The 18,078-nt window shown below is 65.8% G+C and carries 19 protein-coding genes and 2 pseudogenes; 9 read left to right on the forward strand and 12 right to left on the reverse strand.

What is annotated here, in order from left to right:
* Positions 1-4 precede the first annotated feature (4 nt).
* Positions 5-820, forward strand: a complete 816-nt coding sequence (locus QA639_RS03300) for an ABC transporter substrate-binding protein (RefSeq protein WP_283089160.1) — start codon at positions 5-7, stop codon at positions 818-820.
* 90 nt (positions 821-910) lie between these two features.
* Here the strand turns inward: QA639_RS03300 and QA639_RS03305 are convergent, their stop codons facing one another.
* The 8 genes from QA639_RS03305 to soxX form a co-directional block, all read right to left on the reverse strand.
* A complete protein-coding gene (locus tag QA639_RS03305; protein ID WP_028335322.1) occupies positions 911-1,951 on the reverse strand; it encodes an MBL fold metallo-hydrolase in 1,041 nt (346 codons plus the stop codon).
* A 361-nt stretch (positions 1,952-2,312) separates the two neighbouring features.
* The gene (locus tag QA639_RS03310) at positions 2,313-2,768 is read right to left on the reverse strand and encodes a DsrE family protein (RefSeq protein WP_050385063.1); all 456 of its coding nucleotides are present in this window, start codon (positions 2,766-2,768) and stop codon (positions 2,313-2,315) included.
* A complete protein-coding gene (gene soxB, locus QA639_RS03315) occupies positions 2,765-4,513 on the reverse strand; it encodes a thiosulfohydrolase SoxB (RefSeq protein WP_283089162.1) in 1,749 nt (582 codons plus the stop codon). Before soxB ends, QA639_RS03310 begins: the two co-directional genes overlap by 4 nt.
* Positions 4,514-4,547: 34 nt before the next feature.
* Positions 4,548-4,862 (reverse strand): hypothetical protein, encoded by a 315-nt coding sequence (locus tag QA639_RS03320; protein ID WP_152977645.1) that lies wholly within the window; start codon positions 4,860-4,862, stop codon positions 4,548-4,550.
* Positions 4,859-5,716 (reverse strand): sulfur oxidation c-type cytochrome SoxA, encoded by an 858-nt coding sequence (gene soxA, locus QA639_RS03325; RefSeq protein WP_157343423.1) that lies wholly within the window; start codon positions 5,714-5,716, stop codon positions 4,859-4,861. The genes QA639_RS03320 and soxA overlap by 4 nt, the downstream gene beginning before the upstream one ends.
* Positions 5,713-6,024, reverse strand: coding sequence for a thiosulfate oxidation carrier complex protein SoxZ (gene soxZ, locus QA639_RS03330; protein ID WP_028335327.1), 312 nt, complete (start codon positions 6,022-6,024; stop codon positions 5,713-5,715). The genes soxA and soxZ overlap by 4 nt, the downstream gene beginning before the upstream one ends.
* 21 nt (positions 6,025-6,045) lie before the next feature.
* Positions 6,046-6,540 carry a thiosulfate oxidation carrier protein SoxY gene (gene soxY / locus QA639_RS03335; protein WP_283089163.1) on the reverse strand — a complete coding sequence of 165 codons (495 nt, stop codon included), beginning with the start codon at positions 6,538-6,540 and terminating at the stop codon, positions 6,046-6,048.
* Between the two features lie 33 nt (positions 6,541-6,573).
* A complete protein-coding gene (soxX, locus tag QA639_RS03340) occupies positions 6,574-6,864 on the reverse strand; it encodes a sulfur oxidation c-type cytochrome SoxX (RefSeq protein WP_051448082.1) in 291 nt (96 codons plus the stop codon).
* 266 nt (positions 6,865-7,130) lie between these two features.
* Here soxX and QA639_RS03345 point away from each other — a divergent pair, with 266 nt between their 5' ends.
* On the forward strand, positions 7,131-7,805 hold the full coding sequence (locus tag QA639_RS03345) for a DUF938 domain-containing protein (RefSeq protein WP_283089164.1): 675 nt from the start codon (positions 7,131-7,133) through the stop codon (positions 7,803-7,805).
* A 6-nt stretch (positions 7,806-7,811) separates the two neighbouring features.
* On the opposite strand, the gene QA639_RS03350 is transcribed toward QA639_RS03345, so the two are convergent.
* The gene (locus QA639_RS03350; RefSeq protein ID WP_283089165.1) at positions 7,812-8,684 is read right to left on the reverse strand and encodes a protein-L-isoaspartate O-methyltransferase family protein; all 873 of its coding nucleotides are present in this window, start codon (positions 8,682-8,684) and stop codon (positions 7,812-7,814) included.
* Between the two features lie 86 nt (positions 8,685-8,770).
* On the opposite strand from QA639_RS03350, the gene QA639_RS03355 reads away from it, so the two are divergent.
* From QA639_RS03355 to QA639_RS03370, 4 genes and pseudogenes are all read left to right on the forward strand, one after another.
* Positions 8,771-9,268, forward strand: coding sequence for a type II toxin-antitoxin system HicB family antitoxin (locus tag QA639_RS03355; protein ID WP_283089166.1), 498 nt, complete (start codon positions 8,771-8,773; stop codon positions 9,266-9,268).
* A gap of 174 nt (positions 9,269-9,442) precedes the next feature.
* Positions 9,443-10,429, forward strand: a pseudogene (locus tag QA639_RS03360) (IS30 family transposase); the annotation flags it as partial.
* Positions 10,430-10,597: 168 nt separating this feature from the next.
* Entirely contained in the window at positions 10,598-11,842 is a 1,245-nt protein-coding gene (locus QA639_RS03365) for an MFS transporter (RefSeq protein WP_283090540.1), read from the forward strand.
* 117 nt (positions 11,843-11,959) lie between these two features.
* Complete coding sequence (locus QA639_RS03370; RefSeq protein ID WP_283089167.1) at positions 11,960-13,177, forward strand: MFS transporter; 1,218 nt, start codon at positions 11,960-11,962, stop codon at positions 13,175-13,177.
* A 285-nt stretch (positions 13,178-13,462) separates the two neighbouring features.
* On the opposite strand, the gene QA639_RS03375 is transcribed toward QA639_RS03370, so the two are convergent.
* Positions 13,463-13,903, reverse strand: coding sequence for a helix-turn-helix domain-containing protein (locus QA639_RS03375; protein WP_283089168.1), 441 nt, complete (start codon positions 13,901-13,903; stop codon positions 13,463-13,465).
* Between the two features lie 82 nt (positions 13,904-13,985).
* On the opposite strand from QA639_RS03375, the gene QA639_RS03380 reads away from it, so the two are divergent.
* Positions 13,986-14,852 (forward strand): class I SAM-dependent methyltransferase, encoded by an 867-nt coding sequence (locus QA639_RS03380; RefSeq protein ID WP_283089169.1) that lies wholly within the window; start codon positions 13,986-13,988, stop codon positions 14,850-14,852.
* Between the two features lie 69 nt (positions 14,853-14,921).
* A pseudogene (locus tag QA639_RS03385) lies at positions 14,922-15,346 on the forward strand (DUF2938 domain-containing protein).
* A 137-nt stretch (positions 15,347-15,483) separates the two neighbouring features.
* On the opposite strand, the gene QA639_RS03390 reads toward QA639_RS03385, so the two are convergent.
* Complete coding sequence (locus tag QA639_RS03390) at positions 15,484-15,978, reverse strand: VOC family protein (protein ID WP_283089170.1); 495 nt, start codon at positions 15,976-15,978, stop codon at positions 15,484-15,486.
* Positions 15,979-16,113: 135 nt separating this feature from the next.
* Positions 16,114-16,659, reverse strand: a complete 546-nt coding sequence (locus tag QA639_RS03395; RefSeq protein WP_028335965.1) for a carboxymuconolactone decarboxylase family protein — start codon at positions 16,657-16,659, stop codon at positions 16,114-16,116.
* A gap of 170 nt (positions 16,660-16,829) precedes the next feature.
* Here QA639_RS03395 and QA639_RS03400 point away from each other — a divergent pair, with 170 nt between their 5' ends.
* Positions 16,830-18,014, forward strand: coding sequence for an acyl-CoA dehydrogenase family protein (locus tag QA639_RS03400; RefSeq protein ID WP_028335964.1), 1,185 nt, complete (start codon positions 16,830-16,832; stop codon positions 18,012-18,014).
* The last annotated feature ends 64 nt before the right edge of the window (positions 18,015-18,078 follow it).

Here is an 18,078-nt window from a genome sequence, read left to right on the forward strand (position 1 = left end):
CCTGATGCTTTCGCTCCTCGTGTGGCTCGCGTCAGCCGCTCCCTCGTTCGCTGCTGGACCGCGCATCGTCTCGATGAATGTCTGCAGCGACCAGCTCGTGCTGTCGCTGGCCGACCCGGACCAGATTATCGGCCTCAGCCGCTTTTCGCGCGATGCCTGGCAATCCTGGGCCGCGGAGAAGGCACGAAACTTTCCGCGCCTGTCCGGCGAGGCCGAGGATGTGCTGCTGCTGGGGCCCGACCTCGTCGTGGTCAGCCTGTTCGACAAGCGCGCGACCCGCGATCTCTTGAAGGCCCACGGGCTGCACCTCGTCGAATTCACGGTGCCGCGGACGCTGGACGAGGTGAAGGACCAGATCCGCGCGATGGGCGATCTGGTGCAGCATCCCGATCGCGCAGAGGCCGAGATCGCGCGCCTCGATGCGGCGATCGCGCAAGCGCGGGCGGCGGCAAGCACGCATCATTACCGCGTGCTGCCGCTGGAGCGGCGCGGCTTTGTGGCTGGTGACGGCAGCCTCGTCAGCTCGCTGCTCGCCATAACCGGCCTCTCCAACGCCGCCGGCGAACTTGGCGTCGGAGCAGGCGGATTCGCCTCGCTGGAGGCGATCGTAAAGCTGCGGCCAGACTTCATCCTGGTGTCGGAGGCCGGCGACCGTGCCGAGGATGACGGTCGCGCCTTCCTGCTGCATCCGGCGCTGGAGCGCTTCTATCCGCAAAGCAAGCGCATCGTGCTGCCGGAGCGGCTCACCGTGTGCGGCGGCGTGATGCTGGCGGATGCGCTGGATCGGCTGACGGAGGAGTTGCAGCGCGTGATGCAGTGACTATGCCCGTCATTCCGGGATGGTCCAAAGGACCAGACCCGGAATCTCGAGGTTCCGGGTTCGATGCTTCGCATCGCCCCGGAACGACTATCATCCCATCACCACGGGTCCGCCGGCCTTCTTCCAGGCGTCGATGCCGCCTTCGATATGGGCGGTGTTCGCCAAGCCCGCCTTCTTCGCGGCGGCCACCGCCATCGCGGAACGCTCGCCGAAGGCGCAGAAGAACACGACGCGGCGGCCGGTTGCGGCGGCGACCTCGCGCAGCATGCCGCCGGGCTGCAGGGTGGCGCAAATCCCCGGATAGGGCGCGTGCAGCGCGCCCGCGAGCGTGCCGTGCTTGGCCCGCTCGCCGCTCTCGCGCAAATCGACCAGGAGGATATCGGGGCGGCCGAGGCTCGCGATGGCGTCGCCCGCGCTGAGGGAGAGGCCTTCCTTGGCGAGTTCGTCCTGGTGCAGGCCGACATGCATGTTGGCGGGCACCACGACGTCCATCAGCTTCGGGTTCGGCAAATTGAGGTTGTTCATCAGCTCGACATAGTCGTCGATCGATTTGACCTGCAGCCGCGGATTGTAGCGCTTCTCCTCGCCGATGGTGGAGACGGTGTCGCCCTTGTAGTCATGCGCGGGGAACACCATGGTCTCCTCGGGCAGCTTCAGCAGGCGGTTGAAGATCGAATCGTACTGCGCGCGCGCGCTGCCGTTCTGGAAGTCGGTGCGGCCGGTGCCGCGGATCAGCAGCGTGTCGCCGGTGAAGACACGGTCGCCCATCAGATAGCTGTAGGAATCGTCGGTGTGGCCGGGCGTGTACAGCGCCTCGAGGCAAAGGCCCTCGATCGTCACCTTGTCGCCGTCGGAGACGCGCATCGACACCACGTCGGCCTTGCTCTGCTCGCCCATGATGGTGATGCACTGGGTGCGGTCGCGCAGCTCGCCGAGGCCGGTGACGTGATCGGCGTGCAGGTGCGTATCGACGGCCTTGACCAGCCTGAGGTCGAGTTCCTGCAGCAGCTTGCAGTAGCGATCGGCCTTCTCCAGCACCGGATCGAGGATCAGTGCCTCGCCGCCGGCGCGGCTCGCGAGAAGATAGCTGTAGGTTCCGGATACGCTGTCGAAGAGCTGGCGAAAGATCATGACGGCTTCCCTATTCTCCGGGCCGAGTCACATGGAGGATATTATTCCATAGATGGGGTCTATTCAAAGCAAATCCATCCCCGCCCCAGCCGGATCCCGCCACCCTGAGGAGCGCGCTTCTGTGCGCGTCTCGAAGGGTGGAGGGCCCGGGTCTTTCCACGAATGGGACAAGGCATCTGGGCCGTGCATCCTTCGAGGCTCGCCCAGCAGCGCAAGTGCGCCGCAAGGCTCGCGCCTTGGGATGACGGGATATGCATCGAGGTCGTGGAAGAGACGAAGTTACGGCCGCACGTAACGCCAGCCCTGCTCCTGCGGGCGGCGCGTTCGCGCGACCCGTCGGCTCGCGATGATGACGGGGCCGTTACGGCCGGACCAGCGTGTATCCGTTCTCGGTGAGCAGCAAAATCTGTGCGACGCCGACCTGCACGGGGGTGGCGGCGGCGATGTAGTCCGGCCGCTTGCCGCTGTCGCGCTCGATCGTGTCGACGGTGTTGAGGCAGATGTCGACCCGCGCGCCCTGCGCGACCAGGCTCTCGACCAGCTTGCGATTCGGGTTGTCGGGCTTGAGCAGGCCGATGCCCGGGCCGAAGGCGACGATCTCGACCGCGACCTTGTCGGGATCGTAATGCTTCATCAGATTGTTGGCGACGCTGATGACGAGGCCCTGCTTCCTCGGATCGTTGTCGGAGAGCTGCAGCACGACCTTGTGCTCGGCGAACGGCTTGTCCTGCAACGGCGCCAGCTGCGCGCGGGCGAGCGGCGTCGCCAGCGCGATCGCCGCAAGGCCGAGCGCCGCGATCAGCGCGCGGCGCGTCATCCGTGCCTCGCGATGCCCGGGTTATCCTCGACGCCTTTCAGCGTCACCCCGGGTTCGTCACGGTTCGGCGGCCGGCCGGAGCGCAGATGCCTGGCGACGACATCCCAGATCGGCGCGCCGCTCTGCTGGTTGACCGAGGCCCAGCCCGCGACCTTGTAGTGCTTGCCGACTTCGAGATGCCTGCCGTTGCCAAGCTTCAGCTCGGAAATGCGCTTGCCGACGGTCTCGGCCGGCGTGCAGGTGTAGGCGAGGCCGCCGACGCGGACCATGTCGCCGCCCTGCTGATAATAGGGGTCGACGTTGAACAGATTGTCGCAGACGTCTTCCAGCACATCCTTGATCTGGCTGCCGGTCATTTTGGCGACGTAGGTCTCCGGATAGGTGATCGCGGTTTCCGACAGCACGTCTTCCATGGTCAGCGGCTGGCCGGCGAGCGTGGTGATGCCCCAGCGGAAGCCCGGCGACAGCGCGATCTCGGCGTCGAGCTCGTTCAGCAGCGCATCGCAGATCAACTGGTCGACGGTGCCGGAGAAATTGCCGCGGCGGTAGAGCAGCCGGTCGGCCGAGGCCAGCTTGTTGTTCCATTCGTCGACATGCGGATCGCGCATCTTGTCGATCAGCGTCTGCATCGCAGGATCGGGCTTCAGCAGTTCGGCGAACACCGGCAGCAGCCGGTAGCGGACATTGGCGACCTTGCCCTTGGCAAGATCGAGATCGAGCACGCCGATGAACTTGCCGTTGGAGCCGGCATTGGTCACCAGCGTGACGCCGCCGGCATTGGTCACCGTGATCGGGATCGGGATCGCGTCGTGGGTGTGCCCGCCGAGGATGACGTCGATGCCGGTGACGCGGCTGGCGAGCTTGAGGTCGACATCCATGCCGTTATGCGACAGCAGGATCACCGCCTCGACCTTGTCGTTGTTGCGATGGCCGTCGACGAGCTTCTGCAGCTCCTCGTCGCGGATGCCGAACTTCCAGTCCGGCGTGAAGCGCTTCGGATGCGCGATCGGCACGTAGGGGAAAGCCTGGCCGATGATCGCGACGCGATGGCCGCCGATCTCCTTGATGAAGGACGGCTTGAACACCCGCCCCGAAGCCGGGTCGAACGCCTTGGCGTCGTTGAACGCGGCTTCCTCGGTCAGGAACACGTTCTGCGCCAGGAACTCGCCCTTGAAGCGCGAGAGGTTGTCGCGCAGCACCTGCTCGCCATAGGTGAATTCCCAGTGCCCGGTCATCGCCTCGATGCCGAGCAGATTGGCGGCCTCCACCATGTCGGCGCCGTTCATGGCGTTGGCGAGCGCCGAGCCCTGCCAGAGGTCGCCGCCGTCGAGCAGGATCGAGCGCTTTTCGCCGACATCGGCGCGCAGCTTGTCGATCAGCGTCTTCAGGTGGGCGAAGCCGCCGAGCCGGCCGAAGCGGCCGGCGGCCTTCTCGAATTCGACGCAGGTGAAGGCGTAGGCGTCGGCGCTGTCGGGCCGGATGCCGAAGCGGTCGAGGAACGCCTTGCCGACGAGGTGCGGCGGCTGGCCGGCCATCGCGCCGACGCCGAGATTGACGCCGGGCTCGCGGAAGAACACCGGCTTCAGCTGCGCATGCGTGTCGGTCATGTGCAGGATGCGGGCGTTGCCGAACCGCTCGAGGTCGTAGACGCTGGCGGTGTCGGCGCTGCGCGCAAGGCGGGGCAGGCCGGCCGTCAGCGTTGCGGCGGCCGCAGCTTTCAGGAATTCCCGGCGGCGGATGATCATCATTCTCTCCGCGCGGCCCCTGGCCTGCGCGCTCTTAACGAACTTCCATGTCCTTCCAGCGTTCCTTTTCGCTGGTGGCCTGGAAGATCGAAGCCTTTGCCAGTGCCTCGGCCTCCTTGGCCTTGGCGACTGCGGCGTCGAAATCACCAGCCTCAGCGGCCTTTTTTGCGGCAGACAGTGTCGAGGCGGTGGTGGTCCACTGGTTGCGCAGGCTGCCTGCCTCCTTGTTGGCGGCTTCGGCGGCGGCGTAGGCGGCCTTGTAGTCGGCCTCGGAGGCGGCGAGGGCACAGGTCGCGGTCGCGATCAGCAGGGCTGATGCTGCGAGGACAGCTTTGATGGCCGCGCTCATGGCCGTGCTCCCGGACCCGAAATCGGCAGGCCGTTGCTGACATAGGACAAATAATATTCGAGGTTGCGGTACTCGTCGTCCTGCGGATTGAGCGGCACGCCGCGGATCTGACTGTTGCAGGTGGTGAAGCGGCGGCTGGTCGTGCCCATGCCGCTCCATTCCGAGCGGTAGATCGGCATCGCGTTCAGGATGCCGAGCGCCGGCGCCAGCACCTCGGCGCGGATCCGCTCGCCCGGGCTCTGGATGTGGCAGGTGGCGCAGGAGAAATTGAGCTGGCCGCGGCGGGTGTAGAAATATTCCTTGCCCTTCTGATAGGCCTCCAGCGCGCGCGGATCGTTCGGGATCTTGATGTCCATCGGCTTGCCGCGCGAGGTGAAGGCCATGTAGGCGGTGAGCGCCGCCATGTCGTCCTTCACATAGGAGAACGGCGCCTCGCCATTGGCTTCGCGGCAACGGTTGAGCGCGAGCTCGAGCGTAACGACCTTGCCTTCCTTCTCGTCGAAATAGGGATAGTTCTGGCGGATGCCGATGCCCTTGTTCGGGAAGCAGTCGGCGTAGGTCTTGCCGTTCTTGAACGGCGTTGCGAACATCTCCTTGCCGGCTTCGAGCGAGAACTCGTAGGGCGGAAACTGTTCCTTCTCCTCCCATTGCCTGTGCAGGTCCTCATTCATCGAATAGGGCCCGTTGACGAAGTCCTCGAGCTTCAGCTTGGGGAATTTGCCGGTGAAGAATTTCTGGAACGCCGCCTTGTCGGCGGCGGGATCGACGGTGTCGGCCGCCTGCGCTGGTGCGCACGCCAGCAAGCCGAGCGCGAGCGTGGCTATTGTTGCGCGGATTGCGAGGCACCGCGTCATTGAATCTTCGCCGTGGTGGTGTCGGTCGCGCCCTTGTTGTCGACCCAGCTGACCTTCAGATCGTCGCCCTTCTTGCCGCCCTTGAAGGCGAACTTGACATAGGGGTCCTTGGAGACGCCGCCGCCCCAGTCGGCGACGAACACCGGCTTGCCGTCATATTCGAAGCTGAGCTGCTGGATGAAATGCGGCGGAATGATCTCGCCCTTGGCGTCCTTGACGAAGCCGGAATCCATCGGATGCTGGATCAGCGCCTGCACCTCGGTGGTGTCGCCGTTTGACGTGGCGCGCACGCGAATGCTCGATGCCATCTGATTATCCCTTGATTGAACTCAGCCGCCGCAGCCGCCGACGGTGACCTTGATTTCCTTTTTGGCGCTGTAGAGCTTGCCGCCGGCCTCGACGATCACGGTGACGTTGCTGGTCTTGGCCATCTTGATGCGGTTGGAGACGGTCGGCAGCGTGCCCGCCGGAATCCTGTATGAGGCGACCAGCGAGATCGGATTCTCGCTCACCAGAAACGAGATCGAGGTGACGTCGGCCAGCGTCGTGGTGGCCGAGATCGGCACCACCGCACCGTTCTCGGCGATCTCCGGCGCATCCATCTTGACCTTGTCCGACGGCTCGGCGGTCTTGCCATAGAGCGCCTTGATCGCGTCGGCCTCGTTCTTCTGCTTGAATGCGTCTTCGGGATATTTGTCGTTGGCGGCGGCGAGCGCCTGCGGCACGTCGAACGGAATGACCCCGAGGCCGATCAGCGCGGCGACGCCGGCGCCCTTCAGCACCATGCGGCGCGCTTTGAAAAATTCGCTGGTCGTGATGTTCATCGAAAAAAATCTCCTCAAGCGACGGTCGCGGCGTCACAGCGTCTGCAGGAAGTCCACCACTGCGTCGATTTCCTTCTCGCTCAAAATCCGGTTTCGGCCGAACGGCGGCATCACCGTCTGCGGATTGCGCTTGGTTTCGTCGGTCACGATCGCGATCAGCTCGTCACGGCTGTATTTGGCCTTCAGGCCGCTCAGCTCGGGGCCGATCGTGCCGGGCAGGTCGCCGCCCTTGATGACGTGGCAGGTCAGGCAATTGCCCTTGCCGCGGTCGAAGGCGAGCTTCTGTCCCTCGGCGGCGGATTGGGCCTGCGCGGGCGCGGCCATGGCGGTGCCTGCCAGCAGCGCCAGAACGAAGGCTGGCTTGGAGAAAGTGGCGATCAAGGACGTTTCCCGGGCTTCAATCTCGATGATCCCATCGCAATATAATAGAGTGGAAAGCACAAAGGCCATCGGCTGGCAACACGGAGAATAGGCGCGTTGTGATGGGGTTAATGCCACAGGGGCAGTCCGGAACTGGAGCGCATGTCCTGCGCCTTCCGCCTGTCATGTTTGTGCGGTTGAGATGCGGTTGAGGCGTAGGGAGAAGCGCGGTGGCGGAATTCGTGGCGGAGTTCGGCAAGGATGGCCGGCCGGTCGAGGCGGACGGGCGGCTCGATGCGCCGGCGTTCCATCGCAACCATCAGCCGATCTGGACCGTCCTGAAAGACTACCTCACCGGCCAATCCGGCGACGTGCTGGAAGCCGGCAGCGGCACCGGCCAGCATGTCGTCTATTTCGCCGGTCAGACGCCCGACATCACCTGGTGGCCGAGCGATCTCCATGCGGCGCACCTGCGCAGCATCGAGGCCTGGCGCGCGCATGCCGCCCTTGCCAACATCCGGCCGCCGCAGCCGATCGATCTGTCCGACCCGGCCTGGTCGCCGGCGCTGCCGGACGGCAAAGGTCCGGACGAACTGCTCGCGATCTTCTGCGCCAATGTGATCCACATCGCGCCGTGGCGCGTCGCCGAGGGCCTGTTCGCCGGCGCCGCGCGGCACCTGCGCGCCGACGGCCGGCTATTGCTCTACGGCCCGTTCAAGCGCGGCGGCAAGCATACCGCGCTCAGCAATGCCGTGTTCGACACGTCGCTGCGCGAGCGCGACGCCGAGTGGGGGGTGCGCGATATCGCTGATCTCGAGACGCTTGCGGAGCGCGTCGGGCTCAAGCTCGCCGGCAACTCCGAGATGCCGGCCAACAACATGATTTTGGTCTTTGCCCGCAAGTAGCCGCGCTCAATCGTAAGCCAGGCACCAGCCTGGCCCACGCAGCCAGCAACGTTCATCGGGGATCCCGGCGTCGCGATAGAGCCGCGTCACCTTCTGCCAGCCGCCGCGGGCGAAGGCTTCGGCCAAGGCCTTTTCCGACGCCTCGTCGCGGCCGCCGTCGCAGGGAATGATCGCGACCGGCGATATCCAGTCCGCTTGGTACTCTGCGTCCTCGCGCCGGATCCGGAACACGGCGCCGGATCGCGCCACCTGCTCCGGCGCGCCACCCTTGAATCCGTCATCCGATGTCAGCGGCAGGATCAGGCGGCCGCCGGCGGCGAGCCCGTCGAGCCACCGCGCGGCAGGCCGGGTGCAGCCGGCGTTGACATAGATCACGTCGGCGGACGCGAACGCGACCTGTGTGCCGTCGCCCTGGATGATCTCGACATTTGCGTAAGCGGCGAGATTGGCGCGGGCATCTGCCGCAAGGTCCGGATCGTATTCGATGCCGGTCACGCGGCCGGACGGTCCGACCAGATGCGCGAGGATCGCGGTGTAGTACCCCGTGCCGGTGCCGATATGCACCACGTGCTCGCCGGCGTCGGGTGCGGCCTGGTGCATGAGATACGCATGCAGCGACGGCTGGCCGTTGTTGAGACGCCGCTCGGGGCGCAAGGCGACAAGATCGTTGGTGTAGAGATAGACCGGGTCGGCGTCGGGCGTCGGCGCATAGTCGCGGCTCCACCAGCGCAGCATCATCCATGGTCCTGGGCCGACGAAGTGCTCGCGGGGAATGGCGGCGAAGGCCTCCGTCAGCCGCGGATTGATGGTGTTGGCGGCGGCCAGGATCTGCTTGGCATAGCCCGCGCGGACGATGCGGAGTTCGGCTTGCGGGTCCATTGCCGCGCGCTCCCGTGATGTCGCGTTTTGTGTGATTTGACACACCGAGGTGTGTGAAATAGCATACTGCGACGACGGAGGCCAGAATGAAGAGACGGCTTTATCCGGCCGTGCTGGAGCGCGGTCCGCGCGGCGCGTTCGGCGCCTGGTTTCCGGATTTTCCCGGCTGCGTCGCCGGCGGCAAATCGCAGGAAGAGGCGATCGAGCGCGCCGAGCACGCGCTGGCGCAGACCGTCGACGGCTGGGTCGAGCACGGCAAGCCATTGCCGGAGCCGACCCCGATCGAGCGCATCGTGGCGCCGAAGGGCTCCGACGTCGCCGCCTTCTTCATGGTGGGCGTCGATCCGCCCGACCCGTCCGAGCGCGTCAACGTCTATTTGCCGAAAAGCCTCATCGCACGGATCGACAAGCGCGCCGCCGAGCTCGGCATGAGCCGTTCGAGCTTTTTCGGCTTTGCCAGCTCGCTCGCGCTCGAATGGCCGGGCGGCTATCCACGCGGCGCCCCGATCGCGCCGCGCTCCAGGGTCCACAAGACCGGCGCGCTGCGCGCCGAGAAGCGGCCGGGCAAGAAGCCTGCGCGGTAAGTGACACGCGACGTAATACATGTGGCGTCGTCCTGGCGAAAGCCAGGACCCATTACCCCAAATGCTGGTTGTTGCGCTTAGCTGGGGCCGCGATCCCTCTCACAAAAGACTCGGTGGTTATGGGTCCCCTGAGTTCACAAACGAAGTGCAACACTTCCTTGAGGAGGTGTTGCCATGGGGCGGAGTTACAAGCAGCTCTCTCTGGACGACCGATGCGAGATTGCCTGCCTATCGGCCAATGGCAGCTCGGTCCGGCAAATCGCGGCAGCTCTGGATCGCTCGCCATCAACGGTCTCTCGGGAATTAAGGCGCAATCGGGGGAGCCAGGTCGGCTACAAGCCAAACTATGCCCAGCACCAGATGCGAGCGCGGCGCTGGACGGGCGGACGCCTCGAACGGGAGCCCGGCCTGCGCCGCGCGGTGTTGCAACGCCTTCGCCGGGGCTGGTCGCCCGAGCAGGTCGCCGGCCGGCTGGCCCGCGAGTCCGGGCGCAAGGTGATCTCGCACGAGACCATCTACCGCTTCATCTATGCCCAACTCAGGCGCACCACGGATTTCAACTGGCGGCGCTATCTGCCGCGCGCCAAGAGCAAGCGCGGCCGCCGCGGCAAGAGGGGCGGCAGCCCCGCAAGCTTCATCGAAGGCCGTGTTTCCTTGGCAAATCGGCCGATCGAAGTGGCCGACCGCAGCGTGCCCGGACACTGGGAGGCCGACCTGATGATGTTCTCGAAATACGGTCAGGCCGTGCTGACCGTGCACGAGCGCACCTCGCGTCTGCTGCTCGGCATCCGCCTTGCCAGCAAGGTCGCGCGCGGTGTCGCCCGCCATCTCGTGGGCTTCTTCGCGACCCTGCCACAAGAGCTGCGCCAGACCGTGACCTTCGACAACGGCACCGAGTTCGCCGGTCACCTGGCGCTGCACCGCCTCTCGATCGAGACCTTCTTCTGCGATCCCCACGCCCCCTGGCAGAAGGGCGGCATCGAGAACGCCATCGGCAGGATGCGCCGCTTTATTCCCCGCAAGACCGATCTCGTAACCCTCTCGACCGCCAGATTCCGCCAGTTCATCGCCGCCTACAACAACACCCCGCGCAAATGCCTTGACTACCGCACGCCTGCCGAGGCTTTTGCTCAAGTGTTGCACTTCGAATGTGAATCCACCTCCTGGCTTTCGCCAGGACGACGCCGGAGTGTGAGTATTCGACCGGGCCAACCCGCGTGCGCCTCCTGCATGGCGTACGTCCGTTTGCGCCGGTTGATCGGCTTCGACCCGCTCTCCATAGTGCGCCCGATTGGGGGCTCCCGCCGGGGCTTCGGGGCGGGACTGCCGATGATCGACGTGACAGCTGCGGATGAGGCGAGCGACGACGCGCGGGCGCGCAGCAATGTGTGGCGGCTTGCGGCGGCGCAGGCGCTGACCGGCGCCAATTCGGCCGTGATCTTCGCCACCGGCTCGATCGTCGGCGCGACGCTGGCACCCGACGTTTCGCTCGCGACGGTGCCGCTCTCGATGTATGTGCTCGGGCTTGCCGCCGGCACGCTGCCGACCGGCGCGATCTCGCGCGCCTACGGACGACGCGTCGCCTTCATCATCGGCACCTTCTGCGGCACGCTCACCGGCGCGCTCGGCGCCTGGGCGATCCTGCACTCATCGTTCTGGCTGTTCTGCGGCGCGACCTTCCTCGGCGGGCTCTACGGCGCCGTCGCGCAGTCCTACCGATTTGCCGCCGCCGATGGCGCCAGTGTCGCGTTCCGGCCCAAGGCCGTGTCCTGGGTGATGGCCGGCGGCGTGTTCGCCGGCGTGCTCGGGCCGCAGCTCGTGCAATGGACCATGGACATCTGGCCGCCCTATCTGTTCGCGTTCTCCTTCGTGATGCAGGCGCTGGTCGCGCTGGTGGCGATGGCGGTGCTCTCGGGCGTCGACGCGCCGAAGCCTGCGGTTGCGGATTTGCATGGCGGCCGCCCGCTGCTCGAGATCGCAAAGCAGCCGCGCTTCATCGCCGCGGCGCTGTGCGGCGTGATCGCCTATCCGATGATGAATCTGGTGATGACCTCGGCGCCGCTCGCCATGAAGATGTGCGGGCTGTCGGTCAGCGATTCCAATTTCGGCATTCAGTGGCACATCGTGGCGATGTACGGCCCGAGCTTCTTCACGGGCTCCTTGATCGCGCGGTTCGGCGCGCCCGTCATCGTCGCGCTCGGGCTGGCGCTCGAGGCGGTCGCCGCGATGATCGGACTGTCCGGGATCACCGCGCCGCACTTCTGGGCGACGCTGTTCGTGCTGGGGATCGGCTGGAATTTTGCGTTTGTTGGCGCTTCCGCGCTGGTGCTGGAAACGCACCGGCCGCAGGAGCGCAACAAGGTGCAGGCGTTCAACGATTTCCTGGTGTTCGGCATGATGGCGATCGGCTCGTTCTCGTCGGGCCAGCTGCTCGCGCATTACGGATGGAATGCCGTCAACTGGGTGGTGTTCCCACCTGTTCTGCTCGGCCTTGCCGTGCTCTCGTTCGCTTCATTCGCCAAGCGGCGCGCGAAATTGCGCGCGGTGGAAGAAATCCCGGATCCCAGCATCTAATTCCTGCTGCCAATTGCTGACACTTCGATCAGCTTCGAAATGATCCGCTTGCAACGCTGTTCACATCATGGGATCGGATCAGTTCGGCCATGACGATGTGAGAAGCAAGAGCAAGAAATGGACACATCCTCAGCCACGCTGCCTGATGAATCCTCGCTTGGTTATGAGGGCTGGCGCATCGTCGTCGTCTGCTTTCTGCTTGCGACCTTCGGCTGGGGACTGGGTTTCTACGGCCAGAGCGTCTATGTCGCCGAGCTGCAGCGGCTGCACGGCTGGCCGGCGTCGCTGATCTCGTCGGGCACGACCTTCTTCTATCTGTTCGGCGCCGCGCTGGTTGCCTTCGTCAGCGAGGCGATCAAGGCGTTCGGCGCGCGCAGCTGCCTGATCGCCGGCACCTTCGCGATGGCGATCGCGGCCGTTGCGATCGGCGAGGTGCGCGAGCCCTGGCAGCTCTATCTTGCCGATGCGCTGCTGGCGTTCGGCTGGGCCGGCACCAGCCTCGGCATCATCACCAACACGCTCGGCCTGTGGTTCGACAAGAAGCGCGGCATGGCGATCAGCCTGGCGCTGAACGGCGCGAGCTTCGGCGGCATCGTCGGCGTGCCGCTGCTGGTGGCGGGGATCGGCACGTTCGGCTTCTCCGGCGCGATGATCGCGGCCGCGGTGCTGCTGATTGTGGTGATGGTGCCTGTGATCCTGATCTTTGTCGGGCGGCCGCCGGCGCATCTGCACGCGGTCACGGCCGCCGCTGCCGACGCGCCGTCGGCGACGCAGGTGCGCAGCCGGGCGCTGCGCGACATCCGCTTCCTCTCGGTCTCGATTGCCTTCGCGCTGGTGCTGTTCGCCCAGGTCGGCTTCATCGTGCATCTGATCGCCTATCTCGATCAGGTGATCGGCCGCGAGCGCGCGACGGTGGCGATGGCGCTGTTGACTGCGATGGCCGTGGTCGGCCGCGTCTCCTTCTCCTTCGTGATCGACCGGCTCAACCAGCGGCTGGCCTCGGCGCTGTCCTTTGTCAGCCAGGCGGTCGCGCTCGCCGTCATCATCAATGTGCACAATGACGTGGCGCAGATCGCCGCCTGCGCGCTGTTCGGCTTCTCGGTCGGCAATCTGATCACGCTGCCGGCGCTGATCGTGCAGCGCGAGTTCGATCCGCGTTCGTTCGGCGTGCTGGTCAGCCTGATCACCGCGATCAACCAGATCACCTACGCCTTCGGCCCCGGCGTGGTCGGGCTGCTGCACGACCTCTCCGGCAGCTATTCGCTGCCGTTCTACGGCTGCATTGGCCTGGAGCTGATCGCGGCGGCGACGATCATGATCGGCCGAAAAACGTAGCCCGGATGAGCGAAACGATATCCGATCTACCTTTCACCTCCCCTTGAAAAGGGGAGGTCGCTTTGCTCACAGAGCAAAGCGGGTGGGGATCTGCTCTCTCCACTTGGAGCGGAGCCTGCGGCCGACCCCCATCCCGACCTTCCCCCTTTCAGGGGGAAGGAGACGCACCCGTAGCCCGGATGGAGCGCAGCGCAATCCGGGGCCGGTATCCGCGGCGAAAGCGGCCCCGGATTTCGCGGAGCCTGTCATCGGGCGCGCGTTCGCGCGACCCGTGGCTCGTCCGGGCTACGATCTCTTTCGCTGTGCCTTCTTCGCCTTCCTCGGCTCGCTGATCTTGCCGGCCGCTGCGACCCGCAGCAGGCGGCGGAAGGTCGGGCATTCCATGTGGCTCGGCGCCGGGCAGACGGCGGCGTGGCGCAGGCCGTCGCGCATCGCATTGAGCCTGTGGATGGTGCGGTCGAGCTCGTCGGCCTTGGCAGAAAGCATTTTCCGGTCGATGCGCGGTCTTCCATCGGGCGCGAACATCCTCGCGATCTCGTCGAGCGAGAAGCCGGAGGCGCGCCCGAGCGCGATCAGCGCCAGCCGGTCGAGCACCGCCGGATCGAACAGGCGGCGCAGCCCGCGCCGGCCATGCGAGGCAATCAGCCCTTTTTCCTCGTAGAAGCGCAAGGTCGAGGCGCGCACGCCCGACAGTGCCGCCACCTCCGCGATATCGATGTCCCGCATGGCCCTTGACCTCAAGTTCACTTGAACTGGCAGTATTCAGCCTACCGCTTGCCCGAGGCAGGCATCAAGAAGGACGAGAATCATGGGTGTCGCACCGCAAGCCGACGACGAGCAGGTCAAACTCTGGAACGGCGCCGCCGGACGCGCCTGGGTCGAGACGCGCGAGGTGCTCGAAGGGATGTTCAGGCCGCTTGAAGAGCTGCTCGTTGAGGCGGTGTCCGATGCCGCGGCCAGCCGCGTGCTCGATATCGGTTGCGGCACCGGCGCCACGACTTTCGCTGTGGCCCACGTGCTCGGCGGCCGGCAAGTGCATTGCACCGGCATCGACATTTCCGAGCCGATGATCGCGGCGGCGCGCGCCCGCGCGGAGCGGGAAGGGCGGCCGGTCAGCTTCATCTGCGCCGACGCGCAGACCCATCCGTTCGCGCCCGCGAGCTTCGACATGATCATCTCGCGCCTCGGCGTGATGTTCTTTGCCGATCCGGTGCAGGCTTTCGCCAATCTGCGCCGCGCAGCGCGGCCGGGTGCTGCGCTCCGCTTCATCGCGTGGCGCGGCGCCGCCGAGAACCCGTTCATGACGACGGCGGAACAGGCAGCGAAGCCGTTGCTGCCGGATCTTCCGGCGCGGCGCCCCGATGCGCCGGGGCAGTTCGGCTTTGCCGACCGGAAGCGGGTCGGAAATATCCTGGAGGATAGCGGCTGGGACGCGATCGCGATCGAACCGGTCGATGTCGCCCTCGGCTTTCCGGCATCGGAGTTGGCCCGCTATGTGAGCTGGCTCGGCCCGGTCGGGACGATGCTGCAGGCGATGGAGGAGCCGCACCGCACGCAAGTGATCGAGACCGTGTGCGGTGCCTTCGATCGTTACATCCACGGCAACGACATTCGCTTCACCGCGGCGTGCTGGATGGTCGCGGCACGGGCGCCGGCGGCGGCCGCGCATGGTTGACGCCGTGGAGTTCGTGGCGAGCGCGGTGCTGATCGGGGCCGGCGCGACCGTCGTGATGGACATCTGGGGATGGTCCGCAAGCGCCTGCTTGGCGTTCCGTCGCTGGACTATGCTTTGGTCGGACGCTGGCTCGGCCATCTCGCATCCGGGCGCCTGCGCCACGACCGCATCACCGCGTCACCGCAGGTCGCGGGCGAACGGGTCATCGGATGGGCCGCGCATTATCTGATCGGGATCGGCTTTGCCGGCGTGCTGCTTGTGATGTTCGGCCTCGATTGGGCGCGGCAGCCACTATGGCTCCGGCTCTGACGGTCGGGATCGGCAGCATAGCCGCGCCGTTCCTGGTGATGCAGCCCGCGATGGGCGCCGGCATCGCCGCGAGCCGCACGCCCCATCCATGGGCGGCGCGGCTGCAGGGCCTCGTGACGCACACGGTGTTTGGGGGTGGGCTCTATGTGGTCGGCTGGCTCGCGCACCTGCTCCTGAACCCGTAGCCCGGATGAAGCGAAGCGCAATCCGGGAACAGTATCACCATGGAGCGAACCCGGACTTCGCGGAGCCTGTCATCGGGCGCGCGTTCGCGCGACCCGTTGGCTTCAGTCGGGCTACAAGCTCCTTCCGGGTTACGGAATTACCCCGCTCGCTGCTTCAGCAAATCCTCAACGTCCAGCCGTCGCGTGAACATCGCGAGCTCGCCGTCCGCGCTGCGCGGCCATTCGGCCTCGGGTCGATCCCAATAGAGCTCGACGCCGTTCTCGTCGGGATCGCGCAGGTACAGCGCCTGGCTGACGCCGTGGTCGCTGGCGCCGTCGAGCTGGATGCCGGCCGACAGTACCCGGTGCAGCGCATCGGCGAGCGCCGGGCGGGTGGGATAGAGGATGGCGGTGTGGAACAGGCCCGTGGTGCCCGGCGGCGGCGGATGGCCGCCCTTGCTTTCCCAGGTGTTGAGGCCGATGTGGTGGTGATAGCCGCCGGCCGAGATGAAGGCCGCGTCCGCGCCCAGCCGCTGCTGCAGCTCGAAGCCGAGCACGCCGCAATAGAAGCCGAGCGCGCGCTCGAGATCGGCCACCTTGAGATGGACATGCCCGATCCGCGTGCCGGCGATGATGGGGGGATTCTCTGGCATGAGCGGACTCCGTTGACGTCAATGCCCCCGCCATCAGGGGCGAGGTTTCGCCGCCTGATATAGTCCGGATTTGCCGACGCCGGAGCGATCGATCCGGAAACGCAGCGTTTCCGAAAGGCGCCACGGTCGGCCGGCCTAGCAGAGTTCCGACAACTCGCCGCCGGGCAGCTGGAACTCGAACGTGTTCAGCGTCATCGACACCATGGTGTAATAGCCGCAGAGGCCGATCACCTCGACCAGGCCGCGTTGGCTCAGCACCTCGACCGCCTCGTCATACAGTGCCTTCGGCAGGCCGTGACCTTCGTGCAGCGCCTTGGCGACGTCGTAGATCACCCTGGCCTTGGGCTCGTCGAAGGTCGGCGTCCGGCGCACGCGAATGTCCTCGATGATCTTCGGGTCGAGGCCGCCCTTCAGCGCCAGGCGCTTGTGGGCATACCACTCGTAATGCGCGGTCCAGTGCCGCGCAGTGACGAGGATCGCGATCTCCGACAGTTTTGGCGGGAAGATCGTGTCGAAGCGCAGCACCTCGCCGAGCCGCGTGGCATGGCGTGCCATCTCCGGGCTGTTCAGCCAGGCCATCATCGGCGCGGGTGGCGCACCGCGCTTGCCGGCAATCGACTCGTCGTAGGTTTCTTTCTGGGCGGCGTTCATTTCGCTAGGCGAAAGCAGCTTCAGCCGCATGTCCGTTTCCTCTTGTTTTTCAAGCGTTACCCCATCTCGGCGATACACCCGATCGCGCGCAGTGAGTAGCGACGCCAGAGCATGGCGCGGCCGCGAGGCATATTGAATTCGGCGGCTGCGTAGGTCTAAGGTCGAATCCAATTCGACGATTTTTTGACTGGAAACGCACCATGGCCGACCTCGAGAAATTCCGCGCGGAGACCCGCGCCTGGCTGGAGCAGAACTGCCCGACGGAGATGCGCAAACCGATGACCTCGGATGGCGACACCTTCTGGGGTGGCCGCAACACGAAATTCTCGTCCGAAGCGCAGCGCGTCTGGTTCGAGCGGATGCGCGACAAGGGCTGGACCGTGCCGCATTGGCCGAAGGAATATGGCGGCGGAGGCCTCGATGGCGAGGAGGCCAAGATCGTGCGCCAGGAGATGGCCGCGATCGGCGCGCGTCAGCCGCTCACCTCGTTCGGCATCTCGATGCTCGGACCGGCATTGCTGAAATACGGCACCGAGGAGCAGAAGAAGGAGCATTTGCCGAAGATCACGGCGGGCCTGATCCGCTGGTGCCAGGGTTATTCCGAGCCGAATGCCGGCTCCGACCTCGCCTCGCTGCAGACCCGCGCGGTCGGCGACGGCGACGACTACATCATCAACGGCCAGAAGATCTGGACGTCCTACGCCAACTACGCCGACTGGATCTTCTGCCTGGTGCGCACCGATCCGGCGGCGAAGAAGCATGATGGCATCAGTTTTATTCTCTTCGACATGACGTCGAAGGGCGTGTCCACAAAACCGATCCTCCTGATCTCGGGCTACTCGCCGTTCTGCGAAACCTTCTTCGACAATGTCCGCGTACCAAAGTCGCATGTCGTCGGCACCGTCAATCGCGGCTGGGATGTCGCGAAATATCTGCTGCAACACGAGCGCGCGATGATCTCCGGCATGGGCGAGCGCGGCGTCGGCCGTCCGCTCGGCCAGATCGCCGCCGACTCGGTCGGCGCGGACGCGCAAGGCAAGCTCGATGACGCGCAGCTGCGCAGCCAGATCGCGAGCTTCGAGGTCGACGAGGCCGCGCTCGCTGCCGCCGCCGAGCGCGCGGTCGATCTCGCCAAGGCCGGGCAATCGCATCCGGCGTTCTCCTCGGCGATGAAATATTACGGCACCGAGCTCAACAAGCGCCGCTACGAGATCCTGATGTCGGCCGGCGGCATCGACGCGCTGGAATGGGAGAGCGACCGCTCCAAAGGCGGCGCCCGCCCGCGCGCCTGGCTGCGCACCAAGGCCAATTCGATCGAGGGCGGTACCTCGGAGGTGATGCTCGGCATCGTCGCCAAGCGTATCCTCGATTTGCCGGGCGCGTGATTGTAATCCCTCATCCTGAGGAGCGCGGAACGCGCGTCTCGAAGGATGAGGCCACGACATCGGC

The sequence above is a fragment of the Bradyrhizobium pachyrhizi genome (assembly GCF_029714545.1).
In the GTDB taxonomy this organism is placed as follows: Bacteria; Pseudomonadota; Alphaproteobacteria; order Rhizobiales; family Xanthobacteraceae; genus Bradyrhizobium; species Bradyrhizobium pachyrhizi.